This window comes from Acinetobacter sp. IK31 (assembly GCF_035615195.1).
Lineage (GTDB): Bacteria > Pseudomonadota > Gammaproteobacteria > Pseudomonadales > Moraxellaceae > Acinetobacter > Acinetobacter calcoaceticus_C.
Genome location: NZ_JANBOB010000015.1, coordinates 82088 through 108663 on the forward strand (window position 1 = coordinate 82088; position 26576 = coordinate 108663).

21 protein-coding genes are annotated in these 26576 nt (G+C 39.0%); 13 read left to right on the plus strand and 8 right to left on the minus strand.

The features are described 5' to 3' along the window. The first annotated feature begins 267 nt into the window (after positions 1-267). Positions 268-2847: an ATP-dependent chaperone ClpB gene (clpB, locus tag MSG66_RS08195; protein ID WP_262472970.1), complete on the plus strand. Its 2580-nt coding sequence runs from the start codon at positions 268-270 to the stop codon at positions 2845-2847. A gap of 50 nt (positions 2848-2897) precedes the next feature. Here the strand turns inward: clpB and MSG66_RS08200 are convergent, their stop codons facing one another. Beyond that, complete coding sequence (locus MSG66_RS08200; protein ID WP_324653539.1) at positions 2898-3392, minus strand: CinA family protein; 495 nt, start codon at positions 3390-3392, stop codon at positions 2898-2900. 267 nt (positions 3393-3659) lie between these two features. Between MSG66_RS08200 and MSG66_RS08205 the strand changes: the two genes are divergently transcribed. Further along, on the plus strand, positions 3660-4076 hold the full coding sequence (locus MSG66_RS08205) for a hypothetical protein (protein WP_042897912.1): 417 nt from the start codon (positions 3660-3662) through the stop codon (positions 4074-4076). Between the two features lie 18 nt (positions 4077-4094). Here the strand turns inward: MSG66_RS08205 and rlmKL are convergent, their stop codons facing one another. Next, complete coding sequence (gene rlmKL, locus MSG66_RS08210) at positions 4095-6305, minus strand: bifunctional 23S rRNA (guanine(2069)-N(7))-methyltransferase RlmK/23S rRNA (guanine(2445)-N(2))-methyltransferase RlmL (RefSeq protein ID WP_042897915.1); 2211 nt, start codon at positions 6303-6305, stop codon at positions 4095-4097. A gap of 239 nt (positions 6306-6544) precedes the next feature. On the opposite strand from rlmKL, the gene MSG66_RS08215 reads away from it, so the two are divergent. From MSG66_RS08215 to MSG66_RS08235, 5 genes are all read left to right on the plus strand, one after another. Beyond that, entirely contained in the window at positions 6545-6889 is a 345-nt protein-coding gene (locus MSG66_RS08215) for a hypothetical protein (protein ID WP_324653542.1), read from the plus strand. Positions 6890-7013: 124 nt separating this feature from the next. Then, positions 7014-8030, plus strand: coding sequence for an aspartate carbamoyltransferase catalytic subunit (locus MSG66_RS08220; RefSeq protein ID WP_324653544.1), 1017 nt, complete (start codon positions 7014-7016; stop codon positions 8028-8030). Between the two features lie 12 nt (positions 8031-8042). Then, a complete protein-coding gene (locus MSG66_RS08225; RefSeq protein WP_324653546.1) occupies positions 8043-9278 on the plus strand; it encodes a dihydroorotase in 1236 nt (411 codons plus the stop codon). A gap of 213 nt (positions 9279-9491) precedes the next feature. Then, a complete protein-coding gene (locus tag MSG66_RS08230) occupies positions 9492-10913 on the plus strand; it encodes an OmpA family protein (protein WP_324653548.1) in 1422 nt (473 codons plus the stop codon). A 95-nt stretch (positions 10914-11008) separates the two neighbouring features. After that, on the plus strand, positions 11009-11794 hold the full coding sequence (locus MSG66_RS08235; RefSeq protein ID WP_324653550.1) for a Rossmann-like and DUF2520 domain-containing protein: 786 nt from the start codon (positions 11009-11011) through the stop codon (positions 11792-11794). A gap of 8 nt (positions 11795-11802) precedes the next feature. Here the strand turns inward: MSG66_RS08235 and MSG66_RS08240 are convergent, their stop codons facing one another. After that, a complete protein-coding gene (locus tag MSG66_RS08240; RefSeq protein ID WP_202742871.1) occupies positions 11803-12429 on the minus strand; it encodes a glutathione S-transferase family protein in 627 nt (208 codons plus the stop codon). A 194-nt stretch (positions 12430-12623) separates the two neighbouring features. After that, a complete protein-coding gene (trmB, locus tag MSG66_RS08245) occupies positions 12624-13340 on the minus strand; it encodes a tRNA (guanosine(46)-N7)-methyltransferase TrmB (RefSeq protein ID WP_004642023.1) in 717 nt (238 codons plus the stop codon). 145 nt (positions 13341-13485) lie between these two features. Between trmB and MSG66_RS08250 the strand changes: the two genes are divergently transcribed. Both MSG66_RS08250 and MSG66_RS08255 read left to right on the plus strand, forming a co-directional pair. Next, a complete protein-coding gene (locus tag MSG66_RS08250; protein WP_324653553.1) occupies positions 13486-15924 on the plus strand; it encodes an ExeM/NucH family extracellular endonuclease in 2439 nt (812 codons plus the stop codon). 207 nt (positions 15925-16131) lie between these two features. Beyond that, on the plus strand, positions 16132-16743 hold the full coding sequence (locus MSG66_RS08255) for a glutathione binding-like protein (protein WP_133974516.1): 612 nt from the start codon (positions 16132-16134) through the stop codon (positions 16741-16743). A gap of 60 nt (positions 16744-16803) precedes the next feature. Here MSG66_RS08255 and MSG66_RS08260 read toward each other — a convergent pair whose 3' ends face one another. Together MSG66_RS08260 and ahpF are read right to left on the minus strand one after the other, a co-directional pair. Next, positions 16804-17148 carry a hypothetical protein gene (locus MSG66_RS08260; RefSeq protein WP_042897933.1) on the minus strand — a complete coding sequence of 115 codons (345 nt, stop codon included), beginning with the start codon at positions 17146-17148 and terminating at the stop codon, positions 16804-16806. A gap of 173 nt (positions 17149-17321) precedes the next feature. Continuing rightward, positions 17322-18887, minus strand: coding sequence for an alkyl hydroperoxide reductase subunit F (gene ahpF / locus MSG66_RS08265; RefSeq protein WP_324653556.1), 1566 nt, complete (start codon positions 18885-18887; stop codon positions 17322-17324). 301 nt (positions 18888-19188) lie between these two features. Between ahpF and MSG66_RS08270 the strand changes: the two genes are divergently transcribed. Both MSG66_RS08270 and MSG66_RS08275 read left to right on the plus strand, forming a co-directional pair. Further along, positions 19189-19407, plus strand: coding sequence for a DUF1653 domain-containing protein (locus MSG66_RS08270; protein WP_133974512.1), 219 nt, complete (start codon positions 19189-19191; stop codon positions 19405-19407). Between the two features lie 44 nt (positions 19408-19451). Then, positions 19452-20039 carry an O-methyltransferase gene (locus MSG66_RS08275; RefSeq protein WP_133974510.1) on the plus strand — a complete coding sequence of 196 codons (588 nt, stop codon included), beginning with the start codon at positions 19452-19454 and terminating at the stop codon, positions 20037-20039. A 67-nt stretch (positions 20040-20106) separates the two neighbouring features. Here MSG66_RS08275 and MSG66_RS08280 read toward each other — a convergent pair whose 3' ends face one another. Both MSG66_RS08280 and ahpC read right to left on the minus strand, forming a co-directional pair. Beyond that, the gene (locus tag MSG66_RS08280) at positions 20107-20322 is read right to left on the minus strand and encodes a KTSC domain-containing protein (RefSeq protein ID WP_133974507.1); all 216 of its coding nucleotides are present in this window, start codon (positions 20320-20322) and stop codon (positions 20107-20109) included. A gap of 195 nt (positions 20323-20517) precedes the next feature. Further along, a complete protein-coding gene (ahpC, locus tag MSG66_RS08285; protein ID WP_016138759.1) occupies positions 20518-21081 on the minus strand; it encodes an alkyl hydroperoxide reductase subunit C in 564 nt (187 codons plus the stop codon). A 351-nt stretch (positions 21082-21432) separates the two neighbouring features. On the opposite strand from ahpC, the gene hrpA reads away from it, so the two are divergent. Next, positions 21433-25290, plus strand: a complete 3858-nt coding sequence (gene hrpA / locus MSG66_RS08290) for an ATP-dependent RNA helicase HrpA (protein ID WP_324653561.1) — start codon at positions 21433-21435, stop codon at positions 25288-25290. Between the two features lie 94 nt (positions 25291-25384). Further along, positions 25385-26491, plus strand: coding sequence for a beta-ketoacyl-ACP synthase III (locus tag MSG66_RS08295; protein ID WP_004642034.1), 1107 nt, complete (start codon positions 25385-25387; stop codon positions 26489-26491). Positions 26492-26576 lie beyond the last annotated feature (85 nt).

A 26576-nucleotide genomic window follows, 5' to 3' on the forward strand; every position in this document is an offset into this window, starting at 1 on the left:
TTTAATATTTATAACTTTTAAAAATATCACAGCTTTCAAATTGCCATTTGTTATAAAAATTCAGATAAAAACATGACATTTTTGCTGTCTCTTAAAAATTATACAAAATGTACTTGAAATAGATCATTCATAAACCCATATTATAATGGAGTTTTACTCATTGTTGTTTTAATAACATTATGAAAAATATATAAAAATTTATTTGAAATCTGAAGAAGTGTTCCCATCTATTAGACAAGTACAAATTTGTTGTGAGGAATAACAAGAATGCGTTTTGAAAAATTTACAAACCGCTTGCAGCAAGCCCTTTCAGATGCTCAATCTTTAGCGATGGGTAAAGACCATACCGCGATCGCAGGTATTCATATTTTGTCTACCCTATTACAAGAGCCATCAAATATTAGTTTGTTGCAACAAGCAGGTGCACGGTTACCTGAACTTAAACAAAAGCTTGAGCAAGCTATAAAAGATGCTCCGATCATTGCGAATCCGACTGGAGATGTCAATTTAAACCCTGAAGCCGTTAAAGCACTTAATCTGGCAGATAGATATGCGCAAAAAGCGGGTGATGAATTTTTATCAACTGACTGGGTTCTATTAGGCTTAGCAGAGACAGGCGAAACTAAAAATATTTTAAGTGCCGTAGGTGTAACTCCTGACAGCTTACGTAAAGTTATTGAACATATTCGAGGTAGTGACAAAGTCATGAGTAATAATCACGAAGATCAGCGTGACTCACTTAATAAATATACGATTGATTTAACTGAACGTGCCTTAGCGGGAAAACTTGATCCAGTGATTGGGCGTGATGATGAAATTCGTCGTACTATTCAGGTCTTATCGCGTCGTACAAAAAACAACCCTGTACTCATTGGTGAGCCGGGTGTTGGTAAAACCGCTATTGTTGAAGGTTTGGCACAGCGTATTGTAAATGGTGAAGTACCAGAAGGCTTAAAAAGCAAACGAGTTTTATCATTAGATTTAGGTTCATTACTTGCTGGTGCTAAATATCGTGGTGAGTTTGAAGAGCGCTTAAAAGCTGTTTTAAAAGATTTGGCAAAACATGAAGGCGAAATCATCCTGTTTATTGACGAGCTACATACGCTTGTAGGCGCAGGTAAAGGTGATGGCGCAATGGATGCAGGGAACATGTTAAAACCTGCATTGGCGCGCGGTGAGTTGCGCTGTGTAGGTGCAACAACCTTAGATGAGTATCGCCAATATATTGAAAAAGATGCTGCATTAGAGCGTCGCTTCCAAAAAGTGTTGGTTGATGAACCAAGTGTTGAAGATACCATTGCGATTTTACGTGGTCTAAAAGAGAAATATGCCACTCACCATGGTGTGCAGATTTTAGACTCAGCGATTATTGCTGCGGCAAAAATGTCTCATCGCTACATTACAGATCGTCAATTACCAGACAAAGCAATTGACTTGATTGATGAAGCAGCTTCTCGTATTAAGATGGAAATTGACTCCAAACCAGAAGCGCTTGATAAGCTCGATCGCCGTTTAATTCAGTTGAAAATGCAATTGGAAGCTGTAAAAAAAGATGAAGATGTAGGCAGTAAAGCCGAAGTTACTCATCTTGAAAAACAGATTGCTGAAGTCGAGAAAGAATACAACGATCTGGAAGAAATCTGGAAATCTGAGAAGACTCTTGTAGAAGGTACTAAACAAGCTCAGGTTGAACTTGATAAAGCGCGTATTGCATTTGAAAAGGCTCAGCGTGAGGGTGATTTGGCTGAAGCAGCACGTTTACAGTATGGTGTAATTCCAGAGCTTCAAAAACAACTTGAGCAAGATGAAGTTGCAGAAGAGAACGAAGAGCCAAAACTTATTCGTACTAAAGTAACTGAAAATGAAATTGCTGAAGTCGTGAGTGCTGCAACCGGAATTCCAGTTGCGAAAATGCTGCAAGGCGAGCGTGAAAAGCTACTTAATATGGAAGGTTTTTTACACGACCGCGTTGTAGGGCAAGATGAAGCTGTGGTTGCCGTTTCGAATGCAGTTCGTCGTTCGCGTGCAGGCTTGTCCGATCCGAATCGTCCAAGTGGTTCATTCTTGTTCTTGGGGCCAACAGGTGTTGGTAAAACTGAGTTAACAAAAGCGCTAGCGAACTTCTTGTTTGACAGTGATGATGCTATGATTCGTATCGATATGAGTGAATTCATGGAGAAACATTCGGTCAGCCGTTTGGTTGGTGCGCCTCCAGGATATGTGGGTTATGAAGAAGGTGGGGTTTTAACTGAAGCTGTTCGCCGTAAACCATATAGTGTGGTGTTGTTTGATGAGGTTGAAAAAGCGCATCCAGATGTATTCAATATCTTGCTACAAGTGTTGGACGACGGACGTTTAACAGACTCACAGGGTCGAGTAGTCGACTTTAAAAACACGGTTATTGTGATGACATCCAACTTAGGTTCACAAGATGTACGTGAGCTAGGTGAGGGTGCAACAGATGATGACGTGCGTGCCATTGTAATGAATGCGGTAAGTCAGCATTTCCGTCCGGAATTTATTAACCGGATTGATGAGCTTGTGATTTTCCATTCACTCAAGAAAGCACAAATTCGAGGCATTGCCGATATTCAGTTGGATCGATTACGTTCACGACTTGTTGATCGTGATATGAGTTTAACTGTAGATGATACTGCCTTTGATTTATTGATTGATGCTGGTTTCGACCCTGTATATGGAGCGCGCCCATTGAAACGTGCGATTCAACAACAGATTGAAAACACATTAGCTCAAAAAATCTTGTCGGGTGATTTTGTCGCAGGCGATACCATTTTGGTTAAAGGCGAAAATGGGCATTTAGTCTTCGATAAAATGAAACTCAGCTAAGCTTTTTCTGCTAAAACCGAAAAGAGAATATGGAAACATATTCTCTTTTTTTATGGTGAGGCTGTTTGTGTTGTTGATGTGAGTAAAGCAACTACGGCATCTGAAACTTTCTGAGTTAATGTTCTTAATTTTTGTTCGGGGTGGCCAGATAAAAAATAATGGTAATGATAAATATGCTCTTGGTAAGAAATGCAGATAAAAAAAGTACCTACAGGCTTTTCTGGAGTTTCACTCCCTCCAGATTTTAATAGACCAGTACAACTTACAATAAGATCGGCTTGTTGAAATAACGTTTGACCCAGCTTACACATTTCTTCTGTGACTTGTGGTGACTCTGCTGTGTAAGTCTCTATTAACTTTGGATTGATATTTAAAATACTAACTTTAATGCTGGGGTCATAACTGACTAAACCGCCGAGTAAAATATCTGCACCGCTATTTTTATGAATGGAAAATTGGCTAGTCAAATAACCAGAACTGGCACTTTCAATAAATGCGACTTTAAGTTGAAGATTTTCTAATAATTGGCAGCACTGCTGAAGCATTATGTCACCTCGTATTGTGTCTACTTATAAATAAAATCAAATACAAATAAATTATAAAATCACAGTAAGTGATTTAGAGGTATCGTTCAAGTCTGAGATAACAATCTATAAAACGAATTGAATATTCAAAAATCTCTGTGAAAAAAATCAGATTTTAAAATGATCCATGTTAATGGTCGGGAAGTTTATTTATAACATTGCGACATGCTCAAAAAATTGTTAATTTTGTTCGATATAACAAACAATAACAATTTTAGGATGAATGAAATGAACAATAAACAAGGGTATATGCTGGGAATTTTGAGCGGTGTATCTGTATTATTATCAAATACATGGGCAGCACAACCAATGTCAGAAAGTGCGCTTGCAACTCAAACAGGAGCGATAACCACGTCTTTACCCGTCATTATTGCGAAAGCTCAGGACGATGCCAAAAAACCTGCGATAGAACAACAACAAGTGCGGCAGGCATTAGGAGATAACTATTTACAGCAAGTTCGATGGAATGCGCTTAGAACTAGCGTACTTTCGCCTTATCAAGAACAAAAACAGAATCATGTTATTGATAATAAAGAAAAGAAGAAGTTAGAAATGATTGCATTACCTGAAAGAGCAGATCGATTTACTAAATATGATTTTGAGTCAAAAAATGTTCATGGCGAGGTTATTATTACCGTGAAGTAATAATAACCTCTGGTTTCATTAATATTGATCTAGAGCAGGGTGCTGAATTTTCCATGCACGGTGGATTTTTTGGTTACGTTTAAAATCAAGACCGATAGTTTCAGAAGTGATTTCTTCAATCTGAAAAATAGCTTCAATTTCTTCGTCCATTTCAAAACCGCGATAGTTATTCGAGAAATAGAGCGTACCTTCACTGTGCAAACGGTTCATTGCGCGTTTAATAAGTGAAACATGGTCACGTTGTACATCGAATGTACCATAGAATTTTTTCGAGTTTGAGAATGTCGGTGGGTCAATAAAAATAAGATCGTATTGTTCATGACCCTCTTTTAACCACTCAAAACAGTCACTGGCAAAGAACATGTGTTGTTCATCTGGGTGATCTACAGTTAAGCCATTTAAAACGAAGTTTTCTTTTGACCAGTTTAAGTAGGTATTCGACAAATCTACACTTGTTGTGCTGGCAGCACCGCCCAGCGCAGCATGTAAGCTTGCAGTAGACGTATAACTATATAAGTTCAAGAAGTGTTTGCCACGTGCTTCTTGAGCAATACGTAAACGCATCTGACGGTGATCAAGGAACAAACCTGTATCGAGATAGTCAGTCAGGTTAACTAAAATTTTAGCTTTACCTTCTTGAACGATAAAACGTTTTGAAGCCGTACTTTGTTTCGTATATTGAGTTGTACCAGTTTGACGTGCACGTGTCTTAATAAAGATGGCATCGCGGTTTAAACCAGTAACAGCACGAATCGCAGCAAGCGCTAAATTAAAACGTTTTTTAGCTTTTTCAGGATCAATTGTTTTTGGTGGTGCATATTCCTGAACGTGTAAACGGTCACCATATAAGTCAACAGCGACATTAAAGTCAGGTAAGTCTGCATCATACAAACGTAAGCAATAAATATTTTCTTTAGTTGCCCATTTTTTCAAGGCAATCATATTTTTTTGCAAGCGATTAGCGAAGTCTTGTGCTTCTTCCATCTCAATAGGTTGGGCTTGCCAATTTACTAAAAATGGTTGATTCACTTTTTCTGGTTTGATTACACCGAAACGAATATAGATTGGCAACTTACCATTCATTAAACGTAAAGTTTCAGGTGCTTCAAACGCTAAAACATCAGATTGTTCAATTTGAGCTGCAATAATTGCTGCATATTGATTTGGAAAATGTTTTTGTAAAAGTGCTGATAAACCTAGGTATAGAGAACGGTTTGAAGCTTTTTCACCTAAACGTTCACCATACGGCGGGTTAGTCACAATAAATGCAGTTTTGCCTTCAGCAGCAAAATCTGGCCAGTCAGCTAAAGTACGTTCTTCGATTTGAATCTGACCTAATACATTTTCAAAGCCTGCCGCAATAATATTTTCACGGGTTGCTTTAATTGCTTCCCAGTCTGCATCGTAGGCATAAAATTTAGGTAAAGGTAACTCAAGTGCCTTTTCGTGACGCTCTGCTGCTTCTGCTTTAATTGAAAGCCAAAGGTCGCGGTCATGACCATGCCAGCCATTAAATCCGAAACGGCGAACAAGTCCGGGTGCACGGTCAGTTAAAATCATTAATGCTTCAATGATAAATGTGCCTGAACCACACATAGGGTCAAGTATAATCTCTGGATTACGCTGTTTGAGCTGAGCTTTTTGTAAAATTGCAGCAGCAAGGTTTTCTTTAATTGGTGCATCCGTCATAAAACGACGGTAGCCACGTTTATGTAGCGAGTCACCTGATAAATCTAGGCAGTAAGTATGTTCAGTTTTACCTGCCAAAGCATATATCGTAATTTCTGGTTGTTTGGTGTCAATGCTAGGACGGCGACCTACAGCTTCCATAAAGGAATCAACAACGCCATCTTTTACACGCAATGTAGCAAATTGCGTATTTACCATAATTTCACGTTCTGCATGTAAGCGGATTGCGAAAGTACTTTGTGGTGCAAAAATAAGCGACCAATCAAAGCTCATTGCGCCTTCATAAAGCTCTTCTGCTACATCACGGGCATCATGCGTAAATTCAAGTTCATACGTATGAATAGGAAGTAAAACACGAGAAGCGAGACGCGACCACATACAAATGCGGTAAGCTTCTTCAAGCGTCCCTTCAATGATTAAACGTCCTGCTTTACGTTCTGTCACTTTGGTGCCAAGTTGTTCTATTTCTTCTTGTAAGAGGGGTTCTAAACCATCAGCACAAGTAATCCAATAGTGGTTTAAACGTAAAGAGGTATTCATAAACTCGATTGACCAAAACATATAAATATTAACGATGCAAAGTTTAACGTATTTTGATGCCTAAAGGTTTTTAAATTATTGCAACCTATCATTTAGCAACCAATAAACTGATTTTTAAAGAGGAATAGCTTGAAAATGGTATGTATTTTGCTAGACCAATATTATGGATGGTTATTTATTTAACAGACATAGTCGGTTTTTAACCATTTTTATAATTTTAATGGATGGGGATGTTATAAATGAAAGACATGATGGGGAAAGGTTTTATTGCTAATGCGGATGCTTTCTCAGTAACCACACAAATATATGTACGTATGCGTAGAGTGACAGGGCGAGTAATAGATGCAATGTACGTGATTCAAAATAAAGATTACGCAAAGTATGTAATTGCGCTGGCATTAGAAACAGAAGATGACGATTTAAGACGATGCGTTGAGAGATTAAAAATGTTGGTAGACACGCTACCTGAACCTTCTGAAAAAGAAAAAATTGCTGTTGTTAAAGCCAATGAAGATTCAGAAATCACCGCCGAAGACATTTATCGGGCACAAGTTCCACACCATTATATAGGTGCATTGAGATAGTCTAGATCACGGTCTTAAATTTTCTGGTCAATTTAGGGCCTTATTCTGTAAAGTTCTTCTGCGAAAAGAGCGGAATTCAGCTACACTATGCACGTTTTCGCGATTCGACCCATAGGAATCCATTATGCATATTGCAGCGTTGCATCAGCCGAGTCAGGTTCAGCTCAATCAAGACGGAAATTTAAAACATTTTTTAACAATTGAGGGGCTTTCAAAAGAAAACCTCACTAAGATTTTAGATACCGCACAAAGCTTTTTAGATGATAATAATAATTTAATTAACCGTCCGCTCTTAGAAGGGTTGACGGTGATGAATCTTTTCTTTGAAAACTCCACCCGTACTCGTACTACTTTTGAAGCAGCAGCAAAACGCTTGTCTGCCAATGTATTGAATATTGATATTGCACGTTCAAGTACATCAAAAGGTGAAACGCTACGAGATACGCTCTGGAACCTTGAGGCAATGGCTGCCGATATTTTTGTTGTCCGCCATTCATCTTCGGGTGCTGCACATTTCATTGCTAAAGATGTGTGTCCAAAGGTCGCGATTATTAATGCTGGAGATGGTCGTCATGCCCATCCAACGCAAGCGATGCTCGATATGCTTACAATTCGCCGTGAAACAAAGAAACCGTTTGAAGAGTTGAGCGTTGCCATTATTGGTGACATTAAACATTCTCGTGTAGCACGTTCTGATGTTGCAGCATTACAAACACTAGGCTGTAAAGATATTCGTGTGATTGCACCGAATACGTTATTACCAGTGGGCTTTCCTGAATATGGCGAGCATGTCCGCTTGTTTAACAACATGGATGCAGGAATCGCAGATTGTGATGTGATTATTGCTCTACGTATTCAAAATGAGCGTATTGACTCTCCAGCATTATCTTCACAGTCTGAATTTTACCGAATGTATGGCTTAAACAAAGAACGTCTTGGTTTGGCTAAACCAGACTGTATTGTGATGCATCCGGGACCAATGAATCGTGGTGTGGAAATTGACTCAAGTGTGGCGGATGGAGACCAGTCGGTTATTTTAAAACAAGTAACTAACGGTATTGCTGTTCGTATGGCTGTGTTGGCACTGTCAATGCAAGGCCAACTCCAAGAGCAAGGTTTAATTGAAGCGATTACGTTGTAAGGAATGGATCACATGAGTATTGTAAAAATTGAAAATGTACGTGTGTTAGACCCAATCCAGAAAACCGACAACGTACAAACCGTATATATTCAAAATGGCAAACTGGTTGCTGCGGTAGAGCAAGTTGAACAAACACTTGATGGCCAAGGCAAATGGTTAATGCCAACCATGGTTGATTTGTGCGCACGTTTACGTGAACCTGGTCAACAGCAACACGGTACACTTAAATCTGAAGGTAAGGCAGCACGTACTAATGGTATTCTGCATGTCATTACCCCACCAGATTCAAAGCCGATTGTACAAGACAACGGTGCGCTTATTCATGGCTTGATTGAAAAGGCATGGCTTGATGGTGGCATTCATATGCATATCATTGGTGCTCAGACGCAAGGCTTAAATGGTAAACAACCTGCAAATATGGCTGGCCTGAAAAAGGGTGGTTGTACTGCTGTTTCAAATGCCAACGCCGCTTTTGAAAATGATGATGTGGTTATTCGTACTTTGGAATATGCAGCGGGTCTTGGCTTAACGGTTGTGTTCTATGCCGAAGAACCACAGATTGCTAAAGATGGATGTACACACGAAGGTTTTATTGCTTCTCGCCAAGGTCTGCCAATGATTCCGGCGCTTGCTGAAACTGTAGCGATTGCCAAATATTTGCTTATGATTGAAGCAACTGGCGTAAAAGCTCACTTTGGTTTGTTGTCTTGTGGTGCATCGGTTGACCTAATTCGTGCTGCTAAAGCAAAGGGCTTACCTGTGACTGCCGATGTTGCAATGCACCAGCTACATTTAACTGAACATTTAATAGACGGTTTTAATTCACTTGCACACGTTCGCCCACCATTGCGTTCTGAGCAAGATAAAGAACTTTTACGTCAAGGATTAAAAGAAGGTGTAATTGATGCAATTTGTACGCACCATGAGCCTTTAAGCAGTTCGGCAAAAATGGCACCATTTGCAGAAACTCAGCCGGGTATTACAGCTTTTGATACCTATGTATCTTTAGGGATTCAACTCATTAATGAGGGTTTATTCGAACCACTCGAATGGGTTGCTAAAGTAACGAGCGTACCAGCGCAGGTTGCCAATATGACCTCACGTTGGGAAGATGAAGCCGGATGGGTATTGGTAGATCCTGCTTTAAACTGGACAGTAAGCAAAGATACTATTTTATCGCAAGGGAAAAACACCCCTTTGTTAGGACAAACCTTAACGGGTAAAGTGCTTCAGACTTTTGCTAAATAATCAGACGATTAGTTAAAGTAATTTTAAAATATAAACAGGCAGATCAATACGATCTGCCTGTTTTGTAAATACTAGATGGAAAATTGTATATAAATTATATAAAAAACAACAAAAGGTTGAAGGAAGATTAGAATAAAAAACTATCAGCAAAGAGAACTATTTGAATAATCAAAAGTTGCTGGTTACGACGTATAAGATTCGGGAGAATAACCAATGTCGATAAACCCTATAGAATTGCTTAAAGAAAAAGTATCTTCAATATTATTAGATGAACAGGATGGATACCTAGGCGAAAAATCGAATGCTTTATCTAAGTTTTATCCAATTTTACTTTCATTATTAGCTGCTAAACCTGATCTTATCGGACAATTGAAAAACAGTTTGGCTCCTTCTTTATCAGACCTTTTTTCTCATAATGACCAAATCAAGAATACCGTGCTTACCCATTTAAGCGGTACAGCACCAAATAATGAAATTGAAAGTACACTCAACAGCGCGATTAAACCCAGCCTTAATGCAATTTCAGATGTTGCCGGAAATGACCAGCAAAGTATCGTGAATTATTTACGTCAACATGCAGAAACAATTCGTTCATATTTACCTGCATGGGCAGTGGGTCTATTAGCACCTTTAGGTGTTGGAGCAGGCTTATCTTCGGTTACACATTCAACTTCAACAGCTCCACCATTAGCCGCAGCCAGCGAAAAAACAGGTAAGTCTCGTGGGTTTTTGCCCATTATCGCTCTAATTATTCTGGGTCTTATCATTGCGTGGTTATGGCGTTCTTGTCAGCATAAAGAAGCTGTACCAGCACCAGAACCATCAGCTGCAAGTGGTGTTGAAGCCGCTGCTGCACCTGCTAGTTTAACTTTAAGCACAGATGATAAAGGAGCAGTGAGTCAGTGTCAGGCTGGGATTGGCGACCAAGGCTTCTTGGCAACGCTACAAACAAACGTTAAAAAGGTTTTTTCGACAACTCAAGATTGTAATGTGGATACAAGCCAAACTTATGCAGCTTCATTTACAGACAAAGATGCACTTGCTGGTGTGCTTGGTGCATTAAAAGGCGTGCCAAATGCATCTTTAGAATGGGTGGGTGACAAAATTACTTTGAAAGCGGGTGATGCGGCAACATTAGAAGCTTTAACTGCAAAAGTAAAAGCATTGGTGCCACATACTGAAGTTGTAGGCGCCGCACCAGCAACAGCTGAGCAATCTGTAAGCAATAGCTTAACTGCTTCGCAAACTGCTCTAGGCTCAATTGACCCGAACAATGTCGATGTAAATGCTTTGGTCAAAGCACTTAACTTGCAAATTATTAATTTTGCGAGTGGTTCAAGTGATATACCTGCAGATAACAAAGCCATTCTTGATCAAGCTGCAACCCTTTTAAATAAAGTGTCTGGAGTGAAATTAAATGTCGGCGGACATACCGACTCAACTGGTAATGCTGCTGCAAATAAAGCTTTGTCTCAACGCCGTGCTCAAGCCGTAGTAGATTATTTAACATCTAAAGGTGTAGACGCGTCTAAACTAGTTGCACAAGGCCATGGTTCTGATCAGCCAGTTGCAGAAAATACAACTGACGAAGGACGTTTCAAAAACCGTCGTATTGAGTTTTCAGTAGCTCAATAATCGAATGATTTATGAAAAATTAGTTATTTTAATTTGAAAAAAGCTTCTCATTTTGAGAAGCTTTTTTTTATAGAGATAAATAGTGTTGGGTTGATATGAGAATCAGTTTATTAGGAAGTGGACGAGTTGCCTTTCATTTGGCACAGGCTTTATTGGCTCAAGGGCATAACATCGTACAAGTCTATGCACGTGATTTTGATAAAACCCAAAAATTTGCAGAGAAAATTCAAGCGAAAGCATGCCAGTCTCTACAGCAATTTCAGCCAACTGATTTAATTATTATGGCAGTTTCAGATAGTGCAATTGCTGAGCTTGCAAAACAGGTTCATGAGTTATTTCCTGAAATACTTATTGTTCACACTTCGGGTAGCACCAATATTGAAGTCATCAGTCATGTGCATAAAAAAGCAGGGGTGTTTTATCCATTACAAACATTTAGCTTTGAAAGAGAGGTTGACTGGTCTGCAACGCCGTTGTTTGTTGAAGCAATTTATAAAGATGACTTAGCCTTACTTTCTAATTTAGCAAATAGCCTAAGCAGTCGAGTATATCAATACACCTCAAAACAGCGCTTAACTTTGCATCTAGCAGCCGTGTTTGCCTGTAATTTTAGTAATTATTGTTTTGACATGGCAAAGCAGGTTACAGATGAAGAGCAGGTCGACTTTAGTTTACTTTATCCATTAATTGTGGAAACAGCAAAAAAAGCTACTGAAAATGATCCAAAGCAAATGCAGACAGGGCCCGCAGTACGAAGCGATCAAAATATCTTGGCCATGCATCAAAATCTATTAGCTCAAGCAGAACGAGATGATTTAAAACAGGTCTATCAACTTTTAAGTGATGGCATCTTACAACGCCATCACTCAGCTTCAAGCTGATTTAAAAGTTAAGGCTCGCCGTTATTTCCCCATTTTAAAAAGCCCGCACGTTGATTTAAACGTTCAAAATATTGGTCAACATGGTTAAGCGTTGGATGGTCAAAAGGCGTTGCCTTCCAGCGTTGTACAGACAGACCAATTGGAATATCAGCTAGAGTGAACTCTGTACCTGCAACATAGGCTTGAGTTTTTGCAAGTTGTTGATCAAGAATCTGCATATGATGATTCCAGTTATCAATACCTTGTTGTAATAAATTTGGATCTTGGTGATTTGGTGAATGTCTCAACAGGGACATAATGGTATAAGTCCAGCTGTTATTCAGCTCGATCGCTTGCCAATCAAGCCACTGGTCTACAAAAAATCTTTCTTTCGCTTGAGTAGGGTAAAGCTGTTTTTCTTTATCGTAGGCATTTGCTAGATAACGGATAATACTATTGGATTGCCAAAGTACTAAATCACCATCTAAAACAACAGGGATTTGCCCATTTGGGTTTAATTGCAAAAATTCAGGTGATTGTGCTGAACGAACGCCTCTTCCCCAATCTTCTCTTTCATATTCAAGATTTAATTCTTCGCAGAGCCATAAGACTTTGCGAACATTAATGGAGTTATCGCGCCCTAAGATTTTTAGCATGTGTTGTCCTTATCGATTTCTAGCTATGGCAAGTAAGTATTTCTATAAATAGCTAGATTCTGTCATGTTGGCAATGATTAATTGGAAAGAAGAAATGAATAGATTGGCGCAGTGAATAAGATAGATTTTTAGTTATATAATTTTTTATGATCAAAAGAAAAAAGGCCTAGTTAATTACTAAGCCTTTTTATTATTTACTTAATCTTTTTAAAGATAAAGTCATTAATCTTATGGCCTGACTCAATACCACGGCGTTCGAACTTAGTCACTGGGCGCCAGTCTGGACGTGGGTAGCTGTTGCCTTTACCTGCCAAGTTTTCAAGGTCTGGACGGTTGTCTAATACATCTAGCATCCATTCTGCATACGGTTCCCAATCTGTTGCAGCATGGAATGTACCGCCAAGCTCAAGCTTTTGTTCAACCAATGGCATACGCTCATGAGCAACAAAACGACGTTTAAAATGACGTTTCTTTTGCCAAGGATCTGGGAAGTAAAGTTGTACGCAGTTAATGCTGTTGTCTGGCATTTCACGTAAAACCTGAATCGCGTCTGCATCAAGTACACGTAAGTTTTTAACTTCTGCTATACCAGCTTCATAAAGACACTGAGCAATACCAGGTACATGGACTTCAATACCCACATAGTTGCGTTCAGGGTTCGCTTTTGCCATAAGAACTAACGAACGACCCATACCAAAACCGATTTCAACAGTTAAAGGGCGCTCTGGATGTTCGAAGTGTTGACGTAAGTCGCCAACAGGATATTCCAAAATTAAATCGCGATGTTGTTCTAATGCCGTGCGTTGAGACGTATTAAGTGGTGCTGAACGACGCATAAACGTCACAATTTCACGGTGTTCAGGCAAATTGTCTAAGTCTGCAATTTGCGTTTCTAACTGATCGATCGACATAACCTTGGCAATATTGAAATTCAAATGCGGTATTTTAAGTCTTCGGGTGGTCAAGTCAAATGTTTCGGTGTTTTTCTTCATGTAGATGTCATGTTCAATATTTAATCTATGAATCTATATAAATTTCAAATGAACATTTTTACTCATGAAAACTTTTCAATTAAGAACACTTTCTGTCTTTTTAAGTGCATTAGGCGCATTTTCATATAGTTCTGTTGCTCAGGCACAGCTCATGTTTAGCCAATATGTTGATGGCAGCAGCAATAAAAAAGGTTTGGAAATTTATAATCCAGATGGCACTACAGTCAATTTAGCCGATTATGAGATTCAACAATTTAATAATGGCGGAACTGCAAAAACAGCAACTTTTCGTTTACAAGGTACGTTAACCAGTAAGCAAAAGTTTTTGGTGGGTCGCTCTGAGTTGCAAACAGAACTTGGAAGCAAAGTTAATCAGGTTGCAGCGCTATCTTTTAATGGTGACGATGCCATTGTACTCGTTTATAAAGGTACACCTGTAGACCGTTTTGGCCGTATTGGTGAACGCCCAGCAGCGGGATGGGGGACGGCAGTTTCAAGCTTAGGAAATAGTTTTAAGCGTATTGAAACAGAAAACCCAGCTTTAAGTGTTGATGCAACAGCAGCATTTGATTTGGACCATTCATGGTCTGCTTGGACAAACCGAAATGACTTTTCAAATTTATCGGGCTCTACAACACAGCCTCCAGTTGAATCAGTCAGTTGTTCAAGCTCAGATACAGCGATTGCTGACTTAGCGGCAGCAACTCAAGACCAGACTTATACTGTGCGTGGTGTGATTACGGCTGACTATCGTTATGCCAATGGATTCTCTGGTTTTTATGTTCAGACGCCTGATACGAAGGCTAGAGCAAATGTCAGTAATGCAATTTTTATTTATATTCCAAATAGCAGCGCTGTAAAAGGTGGACAAGTTGGCGATGAAGTTATTTTACGTGGCCGTTTAACGTCTTATCAAAACCAGCTACAGATAGATCAATTACAACAAGATATTCAAACCTGTAATAGCAATATGGTAAATCAGGTTCAGCCGATTAGCCTTGAACTTCCGTTTGCTAGCTTAACAGGTGGCTCAATTAATTCTCCGCAGCGTTATCAAGGTATGTTGGTCAAATTGCCTCAGACTTTAACGGTGAGTGAGAACTATAATTATGGCCGTTATGGTGAGTTATCGCTAAGTTTAGGCCGTTTATATATTCCAACCAATTTATATCCAGCGCTGTCTCCTGAAGCTAAAACTCTAGCTCAGAAAAACTTATTATCGAAAATTATTTTTGATGATGGTTATAACAACCAAAACCGTACGCCATGGTTACCAAGTAATTTTAGTGCTGCCAATACGCTACGCTCGGGTTATCAACTTAAAAATGCTGAAGGTATTTTAGAGTACCGTTTTAATGGTTGGCGTGTGCAACCTGTGCTTGGGCGCAATCAACCTGAAGTTATTGCTCAAACAAATCCACGTCAAAGTGTCCTTACCAAAAATGCCAATCATATTCGTGTTGCTTCATTTAACGTTTTGAATTATGACAACGGCGCAACAGGTTTCCCAACAGAACGTGGTGCAACGACCCAAGCTGAGTTTGATAAACAGCATCGTAAAATTGTGAGTGCACTCAAAGCGATTGATGCCGATGTATACGGTTTGATGGAAATTGCCAACAACGGTTATGGTCCAGACAGTGCTATTGCTAATTTGACCAAAGCTTTAGGTAGTGATTGGAAATACGTCATTCCTGAAAATCTGGATCGTTTAGGTACTGATGCAATTGCGGTTGCCATTATCTATAACAGCAAACGTGTTAAACCATTAAATAAGCCTGTTGTGCTTGATTTAGGGGACAAGAACAGAACGACATTGGCGCAAAGTTTCCAAGCAGTTCGTGGTAATAAAACCTTTACCGTTATTCCAAACCATCTTAAATCGAAAAGCTGTAGTGGGGTGGATGCTAACTCTAGTGATGCAGACCAAAAAGATGGTCAAGGTTGCTGGAATCCAACTCGTGTGAAAGCAGTTGATCAAATTGTTCAATGGTTAGCGAAAAATCCAACTCAAGTACCTAAGCAAAATGCTTTGCTTGTCGGGGATATGAACAGTTATGCAAAAGAAGAGCCTATTTTGTCATTTGAAAAAGCGAATTATAAAGTTTTACTTAATGACGCTAAAGTAGGTCAGGGCACTCAGGCATATAGCTATGTTTTTGGTGTTGCGAGTGATGCCAATGGTAATGGTGGAGCAGGTAACTTAGATCATGCAATTGCTGATGCAGCTTTATATCCAAAAGTGGTCAGAACCTTTGCATGGCATATCAATGCAGATGAGCCAACAGTTCTAGATTACAACGAAGAATATAAAACGGATGAGCAGAAGGCATTGTTCTATGGTGAAGATGCTTATCGTTCTTCGGATCATGACCCTGTAATTGTAGATCTGGATTTAAATGGAAAAGACTCAAGCCATCCCGATGATGATAAGAAAAATGGTATTTTTGATTTCTTATCTGAATTAATGAACTGGCTTAGCCAGCTTTTTAAGCGTAATTAACGGAAAAATTGCGTGACGCAAATGTGTTTTATCATATTTTAAACAATCGTCACGCAAGACAACTTGCAAGGAATGACTTTTTCAAGAATATTAGATGGTGTAAGTATTTTATAAGTTTACGCTTTTTTACAATTAAAGAATTGTGCAAACCTTGCAGGTTTTCTAGAAGCAATTTAAAACGTTAATATCAGATAACAAGGATCAGATATGAAATTATATTATTCGCCAGGCGCATGTTCTTTAGCTGCACATATTATTTTAAATGAAATTAATGTTGATTTTGACTTAGAACGGGTAAATTTAAAAACACATAAAACAGAAAAAGGCGCAGATTATTACGAGATTAACCCAAAAGGATATGTACCTGCTTTAGAAATTAACCCGGGTTTAATGTTAACTGAAAACGTTGCGATTTTACCGTTTCTTGCTCAGCATGACCCTAAGCAGGATTTAATTCCGCCATCTGGTATGGGTCGTGCGAAAGTATTGGAGTGGTTGGGGTATTTAAACTCTGAATTACATGATGCTTATGCAGTCTTCTTTGGGGCGCCTTTAACAACTGATGAAAAAACCAAAGCTTATGCAGAAATTGATCGCCTTTTAAAATATATCGATAATTATTTATCTGAATCTGATTACGATTATTTGGTAAATGATAATTTCGGTCCAGCAGATGCTTATCTATTTGTTTTAACAAATTGGTCAAACTCAATTGAGCATGACTTAACACCATATAAACACATTATTGCATTGCGTAATAAAGTAGCAGAACGTCAATCTGTACAAATTGCGATGCGTGATGAAGGCTTAATTTCATAAAAGATTTTAAAGCCTAAAAAAAAGCCCCTGTATGAACAGGGGCTTTTTTAATTCTGGAGATTAGTGCTGAGCATCTTTTTTTACTTCAGCAGCGGTATTTTCAACAGCTTGAGCTGTATCAGCAGTTGCTTTACGTGCAGTCGCTTCAGTTTGAGCAGCGGCATTAGCAGTTGCATCAGCAGCGTGATCTGTAGCAGCATCGATTTTATCAGTAGCATTATCAGTTGCAGTTGCAATATCGTCTGCAGCCTTATCACCAGCAGATTTGATATCTGCACTTGCTTGTTGAGCTGCATTTTCTAAGTGTTCACCCGTTGTCGCACCTGTTTCTGGAGCTTTATCTTTATTACAACCAACAAGAGCAACGGTCGCAGCAAGACCTAAAGCAACAAGTAATTTATTCATTGTGTTTTTCCTTTTTTAATTTAAGGCATCCAAAAAATGGATGTTTAAAATATAAACATAAACTAACTAATTAATAAAGATCGAAAATTGTTAAAGAGTTGTAACTCTAATATTAAAAAAGCCTAGCATTTTGTAATGCTAGGCTTGATTTAAATAATTATGGTTTGATGATTTTACTGGCCAGAACGAATGATGTAGTCAAAAGCAGAGAGTGATGCTTTAGCACCTTCACCTGTGGCAATAATGATTTGCTTGTACGGAACTGTCGTACAGTCACCCGCAGCAAACACACCTTTCACATTGGTTTCGTTGCGGTCATTCACCATGATCTCACCACGATTGGTTAATTCAAGCTCACTGTCTTTCAAGAAGTCAGTGTTTGGCAATAAACCAATCTGTACAAAGATGCCTGCAAGCTCAACCACATGCTCTTGATCAGTCGCTCGATCTTTATATTTAAGACCTGTCACTTGTGATCCGTCACCTAACACTTCTGTACTTAATGCATTTAGAATCACAGTCGTGTTTGGCAAGCTATGCAATTTGTTTTGCAAGACTTGGTCAGCACGAAGTTTGGTGTCGAACTCAACCAAAGTGACATGCTCAACAATTCCCGCAAGGTCAATTGCAGCTTCAACCCCAGAGTTACCACCACCAATCACTGCAACACGTTTGCCTTTGAACAATGGACCATCACAGTGTGGGCAATACGCTACACCACGAGTACGGTATTCTTGTTCACCCGGTACATTCATTTCTCTCCAACGTGCACCTGTTGAAAGGATCACTGTTTTTGATTCAAGCTTTGCACCATTTTCAAGTTCAACTTCGACCAGACCATTTGTAGTCTGATCTGCACCAACGATTTTGCTGACACGTTGCAGGTTCATGATATCGACATCGTATTCACGGACATGTGCTTCCATTTCGGCAGCAAACTTAGGACCTTGAGTCTTTTGCACAGACGTGAAGTTTTCAATGTCCATGGTATCCATGACCTGACCACCGAAGCGTTCAGCCACAATACCTGTGTTAATGCCTTTACGTGCCGCATAGATTGCAGCCGTTGCACCCGCAGGGCCACCACCAATCACCAATACATCAAAGGCATCTTTGGCATTAAGCGCTGCTGCATTTTTTTCAGCAGAGTTGGTGTCGAGTTTCGCCACGATTTCTTCAAGGGTCATACGGCCTTGACCAATGTGTTCGTTGTCTTGGAACACCATTGGAACCGCCATGATTTTGCGTTGTTCCACTTCGTCTTGGAAGAATGAACCATCAATCATGGTTGCGGTTGTGTTCGGGTTATAAATGGCAATCAGGTTAAGCGCTTGCACCACGTCCGGACAGTTATGACAGCTTAGCGATACAAATACATCGAAGTTGGCTTTCAGGTTTAAACCTTTAATCTGGTTCAGCACTTCATCAGAAACTTTAGGCGCATAACCAGACACCTGTAACAGTGCCAAGATCAAAGACGTAAACTCATGACCCATTGGTAAGCCGGCAAAGAACACACGAGGTTGTTCACCTGCGTTAGCCACACCAAAGCTTGGACGGCGTGTATTGTTGCCATCAAAACGGGCAGTCACCTTCTCAGAAAGTTCAGCAATTTCACTCACTAGCTCTTTAATTTGAGCAGCTTTATCCGATTCATCTAAAGCGGCAACTAATTCGATTGGACTTTCTAAACGTTCTAAATAAGCTTTTAATTGAGTTTTAATGTTTTGATCTAACATCTGTTTTTACTCCAATGCATCCAAATTCTTTCAATAGATGCATAGTACGTCAAAACACAAAATAGGTAAAACAGTATGTTTTTATAGATTTGATCGGTTTTTTGAATGTTGTTTTGAGATTTATAGCTGTTATAGAATGCTTTTATAAGAAAAAAATTGTTATTTCTATCTAAATCATAGTATTTGAGCAATTTAAATTCTAACTCTAATTTTTGAGATGCTTTTTAATGAAAATATGTGAAATTTTATATATGTTATAAGGCTGTAAAGATTTTATATTATAACTTTAAAAGGTAACTTCATGGCATTGCAACGCGGCATTTATCAGCATTATAAAGGTAATCTCTATCAAGTTTTTTCTGTGGCAAAACATAGTGAGACTGAAGAGGAGTTGGTCGTTTATCAGTGTCTTTATGGTGATTATTCAACTTGGGTACGTCCACTAGATATGTTTACTGAAACCGTTCAAGTGGTAGATGGAAGTATCGTACCGCGGTTTAAATTAGTCCAAAGCACTTAATCCAAACGGCTGTCATATAAAATAACAATTTAAAGGGTGAATGTATGACAAATACTGTTTTCTTAGAAAGAGTTGCAGATTTATATGACACCTTTAAACGACATGACGCCCAACAGGCAGATCGCTTACAGCGTTATCGTAATATTGAGGCCGAATCAGCCCAACTGCTTTCTCAACTTATTCGAATGCAGCAAGCTAAGACAATTTTAGAAATTGGAACCTCAACAGGCTATTCTACTTTATGGCTCGCAGAAGCAGCTCAGGCTACTCATGGACAAGTTATAACTCTCGAAATCGATGCAACTCGTAGTGCGGAAGCAAAACGCCACGTTACTGAATTAGAGTTGAGTGAAATGGTTAGTTTTTGGGTAGGAGATGCAGCCGATTATTTAAAAGAAGCTCAAGAAACTTATGATTTCATTTTATTAGATGCTGAGCGCAATGCTTATGAGAATTATTGGCCCGACTTAAAACGTCTTATCAAGCCAAAAGGTGGTGTATTGATTATTGATAATGTCATTTCACATGCTGCTGAAGTAAAGCCTTTACTTTCTTTAATTAAAAAAGATAGTACTTTTATGAGTACTATTTTACCTGTTGGCGCTGGTTTATGTGTTGTGGTCGCAAAATGAGTTGAGTAAAGTCATCATCAATGTTTTAAAAAAAGGTCTGTTCAAATCAGGCCTTTTTTTGTTCCTGCTAAGAAGCGTTCACTAAAGATAGACGCGTAAAATGTAAATCAAATTCTAAATATTTATGCACAAAAGCAGTTTTATCAGTTGAGCGTAGTAAATTGTCATAAATAAATACAGGCACAGGATGATAAAGGTCGCCTGAACCATCGCTATAAAATATTTTTAAATGACGTGATGTTGCATTGTATTTCCATGAAGTGACTGCCACTGTATTCGTCATAAATTTTTCCCCTTTTATTTCATATTACTTAAGCTCAAAAAAACATCAGTTCTGTATTTGACATTACTCAAAGTTCATGTAATCGGGAAGGGCAGAATTGTAAAAGTATCAGTAGAAAATGTGATGTGCTTATTCAAAACAAAAGAACCATCCGATGAAGGATGGTTCTTTAGGTTTTTAAAATCTAATTAGAGATTAGATTTTACCAACTAGGTCGATAGATGGAGCAAGAGTTGCTTCGCCTTCTTTCCATTTAGCTGGGCAAACTTCACCTGGGTGAGAGTGAACGTATTGAGCAGCTTTTACTTTACGAAGAAGTTCAGATGCGTCACGGCCGATACCGCCAGCGTTGAGTTCAACGATTTGGATTTTACCTTCTGGATCGATAACGAAAGTACCGCGGTCAGCTAAACCTTCAGATTCGATAAGAACGTCAAAGTTTTTAGAAAGAGTCCAAGTTGGGTCGCCAACTAATGGATATTGGATTTTTTTGATTTCTTCAGAAGTGTCGTGCCAAGCTTTGTGTGTGAAGTGTGTATCAGTAGATACAGCATAAATTTCAACACCAAGTTTTTGGAATTCAGCGTAGTTGTCAGCTAAGTCACCAAGTTCAGTTGGGCAAACGAAAGTGAAGTCAGCTGGATAGAAGAATACAACAGACCACTTACCTTTAAGGTTAGTTTCGTTAACTTCAACAAATTGGCCGTTGTGGTAAGCAGTTGCTTGGAATGGTTTAACTTCAGTATTAATCAAGCTCATCATTGTCTCCATGATTGAGGTTTATATTTAAACTTGTTTACGAGATGTAGAATAAATAAAAATTCTTTATTGGGGAAATAGTATTTTTACATGACTAAAATCGGAAAATTGAATAAGTGATAAATTTACGATTTTTAAGTCCCCAAACACTGTATTCGATTTGACTGCAAAAACATGTAAATCAAATGACAGTTATAGTAAAAGAAACTTGCCTAACAACATGAAGTCTACTTAGTTAAAATTCAAGGGTAAAATGTAAAAAATTAAAAATATATAAAAAATCAACTGTTTTACCTTAAGGTCATTAAAGCGTAAAATAGCGGATTGGTGTATTTTCAGGAAAGTTTGTCTGTGCAGAATGGTTTAAATATAGATCAATGGGTGATGGCGAGAGATCGTTACCGTTTAAATCGTTTACGTAAAGATAAAAAAGCGAATACAGCAGAGATTGAGAAATTATTTGAACAGTCTAATGCCAAAGTAAGACAACGGTTTGAACGTTTACCTAAAATTAAATTAAATCAGGATTTACCTGTTTCTCAATACGCTGACCGTTTAATTGATGCAATTCAAAAACATCAGATCATTATTGTGGCAGGTGAAACTGGTTCAGGTAAAACCACGCAGCTTCCCCAAATTGCTATGTTAGCGGGCCGTGGCCTAACAGGCATGATTGGTCATACCCAGCCACGACGTTTGGCTGCGCGTAGTGTGTCACAGCGTATTGCTGAAGAAGTCGGCGAAAAGCTTGGCGAATCGATTGGTTTTAAAATCCGTTTTAATGAACAAGGTTCGCAAGACTCAATTGTAAGGTTAATGACTGACGGTATTTTGCTGGCAGAATTAGGCAATGACCGTTATTTGTCTAAATATGACACGATCATTATTGATGAAGCACATGAACGCTCGCTCAATATTGATTTTATTATGGGCTATTTAAAACAATTACTACCAAAACGCCCAGACTTAAAAGTCATTGTGACTTCGGCAACTTTAGATGTTAATCGTTTTAGCAGCTATTTTAACGATGCGCCAGTTTTCGAAGTTGAGGGTCGTAGTTTTCCGGTTGAAGTAATTTATCGTCCAATTTCCGAGATGAATATTGGCGGAAGTGACGACGACGAATTTGATGATTTTGAAGAAAATCTACCACGTGCAGTCGTACAAGCAGTTGAAGAGTGCTTTGCGGATGCAGAGGCAAAAGGTCATCCTGAATATGCCGATATTCTGATTTTCTCAAGCACCGAACAAGAAATTCGTGAATTACAAGAAACCTTGCAAAAGTACGGACCGAAACATACAGAAATTCTTCCTCTATATGCGCGCTTAGCGGTTTCTGAACAACAAAAGATTTTCAGTCCAAGCGGAAAGGGACGTCGTATTATTATTGCGACCAACGTTGCTGAAACTGCGCTTACGGTCCCAAATATTCGCTATGTGATTGATAGTGGTTTTGCACGTATTTCCCGTTATAACTACCGTTCACGGGTTCAACGTTTACCGATCGAAGCTATTTCCCAAGCGGCTGCAAACCAGCGTAAAGGACGTTGTGGTCGTATTGCTGCTGGTGTGTGTATCCGTTTATATAGCGAAGAAGACTTTTTAAGCCGTCCTGAATTTACTGAACCAGAAATTAAACGGACAAACTTGGCTTCCGTCATTTTGCAAATGCAAAGTTTGGGGTTGGGTGAACTAGAAAACTTTGATTTTATTGAGCCACCAGATTTCCGCCTTGTAAATGATGGCCGAAAGCTCTTGATTGAGTTAGGGGCACTGAACGAAAAGAAAAGTGAGTTGACTAAAATCGGGCAAATGATGGCACGTATGCCGATCGACCCACGTTTAGCACGTATGATTATTGGTGGTGCTCATTTTGGCGTGCTAAAAGAAATTTTAGTGGTAGTCAGTGCTTTGGCTGTTCAAGACCCACGTGAACGTCCAGCAGACAAACAAATGCAGGCCGATCAAAAACATGCATTGTTCAAAGAAGCAGATTCAGATTTTCTGTTTTATTTGAAACTTTGGGATACTCTAAATCCTAAAGGTGAAGCTGGAATGTCGGAAAATAAACGACGTCAGTTTGCAAAGCAGAATTTTTTAAGTTGGTTGCGTTTACGTGAATGGAAACAGACACATCAACAATTGGTTGAATTGGCGGAAGGTTTAAAACTCAGCTTTAATGAAAAAACTGCAAACTATGAAAACTTGCATCGCGCATTATTGACTGGTTTATTATCTTTCATTGCCAATAAAACTGATGAACGCAACACCTTTATGGCTGTGCGTCAGCAAAAGGCAAAAGTTTTTCCGGCAAGTACTTTGCACAAAACCAATACCTCTTGGGTCATGGCTTTTGAGATGGTCGAAACGTCTCAGGTATATTTACGTACTTTGGCAAAAATTGACCCTGAATGGATTTTGCTTGCTGCACGTGACCTGTTGAAATATCACTATTTTGAGCCGCATTGGTCTAAAAAAGCTGGCATTGTAAATGCCTATGCACAAATTTCTTTGTTTGGTTTAATTATTGAACCAAAGCGTTTGATTAATTTTGAGAAAGTTGATCAACCTGCTGCACATGAGATTTTCTTACGTGATGCATTAACTACAGGTAATTTGGGTATAGTCCCACCATTTCTAAAACATAATCTGCTTAAACTTGAAGAAGTGGAGCGAGTTGAAGATAAATTGCGTCGCCGTGATTTGGTGGTTGATGAAGAAACAATTTATCAGTTTTATGCCTCTAAAATTCCTGAAGAAATTGCAAGCCGTCGTAGTTTTGAAGACTGGCGGGCGACGGTAGAAGCAAATAATCCACGTTATTTATTTGTTGAGGATGATTCACTTTGGTTGAATGACCGACCAACTACCCAACAATTTCCAGATTATTTACATAACGGTCAGCTACGTTTAGCGACAACATATCATTTTGACCCAAGCCATGACGAAGATGGTGCAACAGTTCAGATTCCTGTTCAGGCACTGCCTCAGGTTGACGAAAATATCTGGTCATGGGGAATTCCGGGTTGGCGCCAAGATTTAATTGAGGCTTTACTCAAAGCTCTACCAAAAGATAAACGCCGTAATGTAGTGCCTATTCCAGATACAACTCGTAAACTCATGCAAGGCATTGATGCTGTACATTTACGACAGCATATTTTTAGTTATTTAGCTTTTGCCTTACGTGGTGAGCAAATTACTGAAAAAGATTTTTCGTTTGAGCGCATTGATCCATATTTGGTGCCTTTCATTAAGGTCATTGATGAAAAAGGAAAGCTGATTGCGAAAGGCCGTGATTTGCCAGAGCTAAAAGCGCGTTGTCGCGTTGAAACTCATCGTCCAGTAAAACAGCAAAAAGGTGAGTTTAAAGACTTTCCTGAAAACTTTAATTTTGAGGCTTCTCATAAAGTCACGGGTGTTGTTGTAAAACAATATCAGGCTTTAGTACCGACCAAAGCTTTTGCTGACCTTGAAGCGAAAGACGAATCTGGTATTGTCATCCAGACTTTTAATGATCAGGCTGAAGCTATTAAACAGCATCGTGAAGGCATTATTCGTCTGGTTCACATGCAGCTTGGTGATTTGGTCCGTCAATTGAAAAAGCAGATTTCAAAACCGCTTGCTTTGGCATACTCACCGCTGGGTGATAAAGCTAAACTTGAGCAGATGCTAGTTTATGCAACCCTGCAAATGGCGATTACGACTTTGCCAATTAATGCTGATGAATTTAATAAACTGTTAGAGCATGTCAAAAAACAATTTTTGAGTTATGGTCAGCAAGCACTTGAGCAATTGAGTGATATTTATATTCAATGGCAGCAAATTCGCCGTCAGCTTTTGGTGCTCGACCGAGACATATTTGGCCGTAGCGTTGATGATATTGAAGATCAGCTAGATTTAATGTCACTGAGTAATTTTGTTTATTGCCAGCCTGTCGATCTTTGGCAGGAATACCCGCGTTATTTAAAAGCGCTGCTATTGCGTTTAGATCGATTGCCCAATAATCTACAGCGAGATCATGCCGCTATTGATGATGTCGATCCATGGATGGACAAGGTATTTAAATTTAAAAATGATCCTAAAATCAAAGAATTGTATTTGATGTTGGAAGAATTTCGCATTTCTTTATTTTCTCAACCGATGAAAACCAAGATGCCTATTTCGCCAACTCGACTGCAAAAGTTATGGGATCGTTTGGGAATCAGTTAAAATAGATATGGGTCTGTTTATGTTGTTTTTAGCGAACAACGCAATTTATAAATGAAAGATTAATAGACCCTTTTCATTTTTTTAGGAGTTTTACATGGGCATTCGTATTACAGGTACTGGGCTATTTCATCCAACAGAAACCATTTCTAATGAAGAACTGGCCGTCAGTTTAAATGCTTATGTGGAACAATATAACCAAGACAATGCAGAGAAAATTGCATCTGGTGAACTTGAAGAGTTACGTGGTTCAAGTGCTGAATTTATTGAAAAAGCTTCTGGTATTAAAAGCCGTTACGTCATCGAAAAATCAGGAATTCTCGATCCGACTCGTTTACGTCCTCGTTTGTCTGAGCGCTCAAATGACGAGTTGTCACTTCAGGCTGAATGGGGTGTTATTGCGGCTAAACAAGCCATGGAAAATGCAGGCGTGACTGCTGAAGATATCGATGTCGTCATCTTGGCATGTTCAAACATGCAGCGTGCTTATCCAGCAGTTGCGATTGAAATTCAATCAGCGCTCGGTATTCAAGGTTATGCATATGACATGAATGTTGCGTGTTCAGCCGCCACTTTTGGTTTGAAACAAGCAGCAGATGCAATTCGTTCAGGTGCTCGCCGTGTTTTATTGGTGAATGTTGAGATTACCTCTGGTCACCTAGACTACCGTAACCGTGATTGCCACTTTATTTTTGGTGATGTTGCAACAGCTTCTATTATTGAAGAGACTACGACTAAAACTGGTTTTGAAATTTTAGATATTCATCTATTTACTCAATTTTCAAACAACATTCGTAATAACTTCGGTTTCTTAAACCGTAGCGAAGATGCGATCGTTGACGACAAGTTATTCCGTCAAGATGGCCGCAAAGTATTTAAAGATGTTTGTCCGTTAGTGGCTAAAATCATTAATGCACAGTTGGAAAAAATGCAGTTAACTGCAAACGATATTAAGCGTTTCTGGTTACACCAAGCCAATGCCAACATGAATGAATTAATCTTGAAATATGTGGCTGGTAAAGAAGCAGATTTAAGCCGTGCGCCAATTATTTTAGATGAGTTTGCAAACACTTCTTCAGCAGGCGTAATTATTGCTTTACACCGCACAGGTCATGAAGTGAATGATGGCGAATATGGTGTGATTTCATCTTTCGGTGCTGGTTATTCAGTAGGTTCGATTGTTGTTCAAAAGCATGTGGCTTAAGTTAGAAGTTTGATTAAAAACGCTCGTAAGGGCGTTTTTTTATGGGTGAAATAATATAGAAAAAGCGGACCAAAAGTAGCCCGCT

Excerpts from the sequence above, each read along its gene's own strand:
- clpB (WP_262472970.1), top strand. The coding sequence starts at position 268 with ATGCGTTTTGAAAAATTTACAAACCGCTTGCAGCAAGCCCTTTCAGAT.
- MSG66_RS08200 (WP_324653539.1), bottom strand. The coding sequence starts at position 3,392 with ATGCTTCAGCAGTGCTGCCAATTATTAGAAAATCTTCAACTTAAAGTC.
- MSG66_RS08205 (WP_042897912.1), top strand. The coding sequence starts at position 3,660 with ATGAACAATAAACAAGGGTATATGCTGGGAATTTTGAGCGGTGTATCT.
- rlmKL (WP_042897915.1), bottom strand. The coding sequence starts at position 6,305 with ATGAATACCTCTTTACGTTTAAACCACTATTGGATTACTTGTGCTGAT.
- MSG66_RS08215 (WP_324653542.1), top strand. The coding sequence starts at position 6,545 with ATGAAAGACATGATGGGGAAAGGTTTTATTGCTAATGCGGATGCTTTC.
- MSG66_RS08220 (WP_324653544.1), top strand. The coding sequence starts at position 7,014 with ATGCATATTGCAGCGTTGCATCAGCCGAGTCAGGTTCAGCTCAATCAA.
- MSG66_RS08225 (WP_324653546.1), top strand. The coding sequence starts at position 8,043 with ATGAGTATTGTAAAAATTGAAAATGTACGTGTGTTAGACCCAATCCAG.
- MSG66_RS08230 (WP_324653548.1), top strand. The coding sequence starts at position 9,492 with ATGTCGATAAACCCTATAGAATTGCTTAAAGAAAAAGTATCTTCAATA.
- MSG66_RS08235 (WP_324653550.1), top strand. The coding sequence starts at position 11,009 with ATGAGAATCAGTTTATTAGGAAGTGGACGAGTTGCCTTTCATTTGGCA.
- MSG66_RS08240 (WP_202742871.1), bottom strand. The coding sequence starts at position 12,429 with ATGCTAAAAATCTTAGGGCGCGATAACTCCATTAATGTTCGCAAAGTC.
- trmB (WP_004642023.1), bottom strand. The coding sequence starts at position 13,340 with ATGTCGATCGATCAGTTAGAAACGCAAATTGCAGACTTAGACAATTTG.
- MSG66_RS08250 (WP_324653553.1), top strand. The coding sequence starts at position 13,486 with ATGAAAACTTTTCAATTAAGAACACTTTCTGTCTTTTTAAGTGCATTA.
- MSG66_RS08255 (WP_133974516.1), top strand. The coding sequence starts at position 16,132 with ATGAAATTATATTATTCGCCAGGCGCATGTTCTTTAGCTGCACATATT.
- MSG66_RS08260 (WP_042897933.1), bottom strand. The coding sequence starts at position 17,148 with ATGAATAAATTACTTGTTGCTTTAGGTCTTGCTGCGACCGTTGCTCTT.
- ahpF (WP_324653556.1), bottom strand. The coding sequence starts at position 18,887 with ATGTTAGATCAAAACATTAAAACTCAATTAAAAGCTTATTTAGAACGT.
- MSG66_RS08270 (WP_133974512.1), top strand. The coding sequence starts at position 19,189 with ATGGCATTGCAACGCGGCATTTATCAGCATTATAAAGGTAATCTCTAT.
- MSG66_RS08275 (WP_133974510.1), top strand. The coding sequence starts at position 19,452 with ATGACAAATACTGTTTTCTTAGAAAGAGTTGCAGATTTATATGACACC.
- MSG66_RS08280 (WP_133974507.1), bottom strand. The coding sequence starts at position 20,322 with ATGACGAATACAGTGGCAGTCACTTCATGGAAATACAATGCAACATCA.
- ahpC (WP_016138759.1), bottom strand. The coding sequence starts at position 21,081 with ATGAGCTTGATTAATACTGAAGTTAAACCATTCCAAGCAACTGCTTAC.
- MSG66_RS08295 (WP_004642034.1), top strand. The coding sequence starts at position 25,385 with ATGGGCATTCGTATTACAGGTACTGGGCTATTTCATCCAACAGAAACC.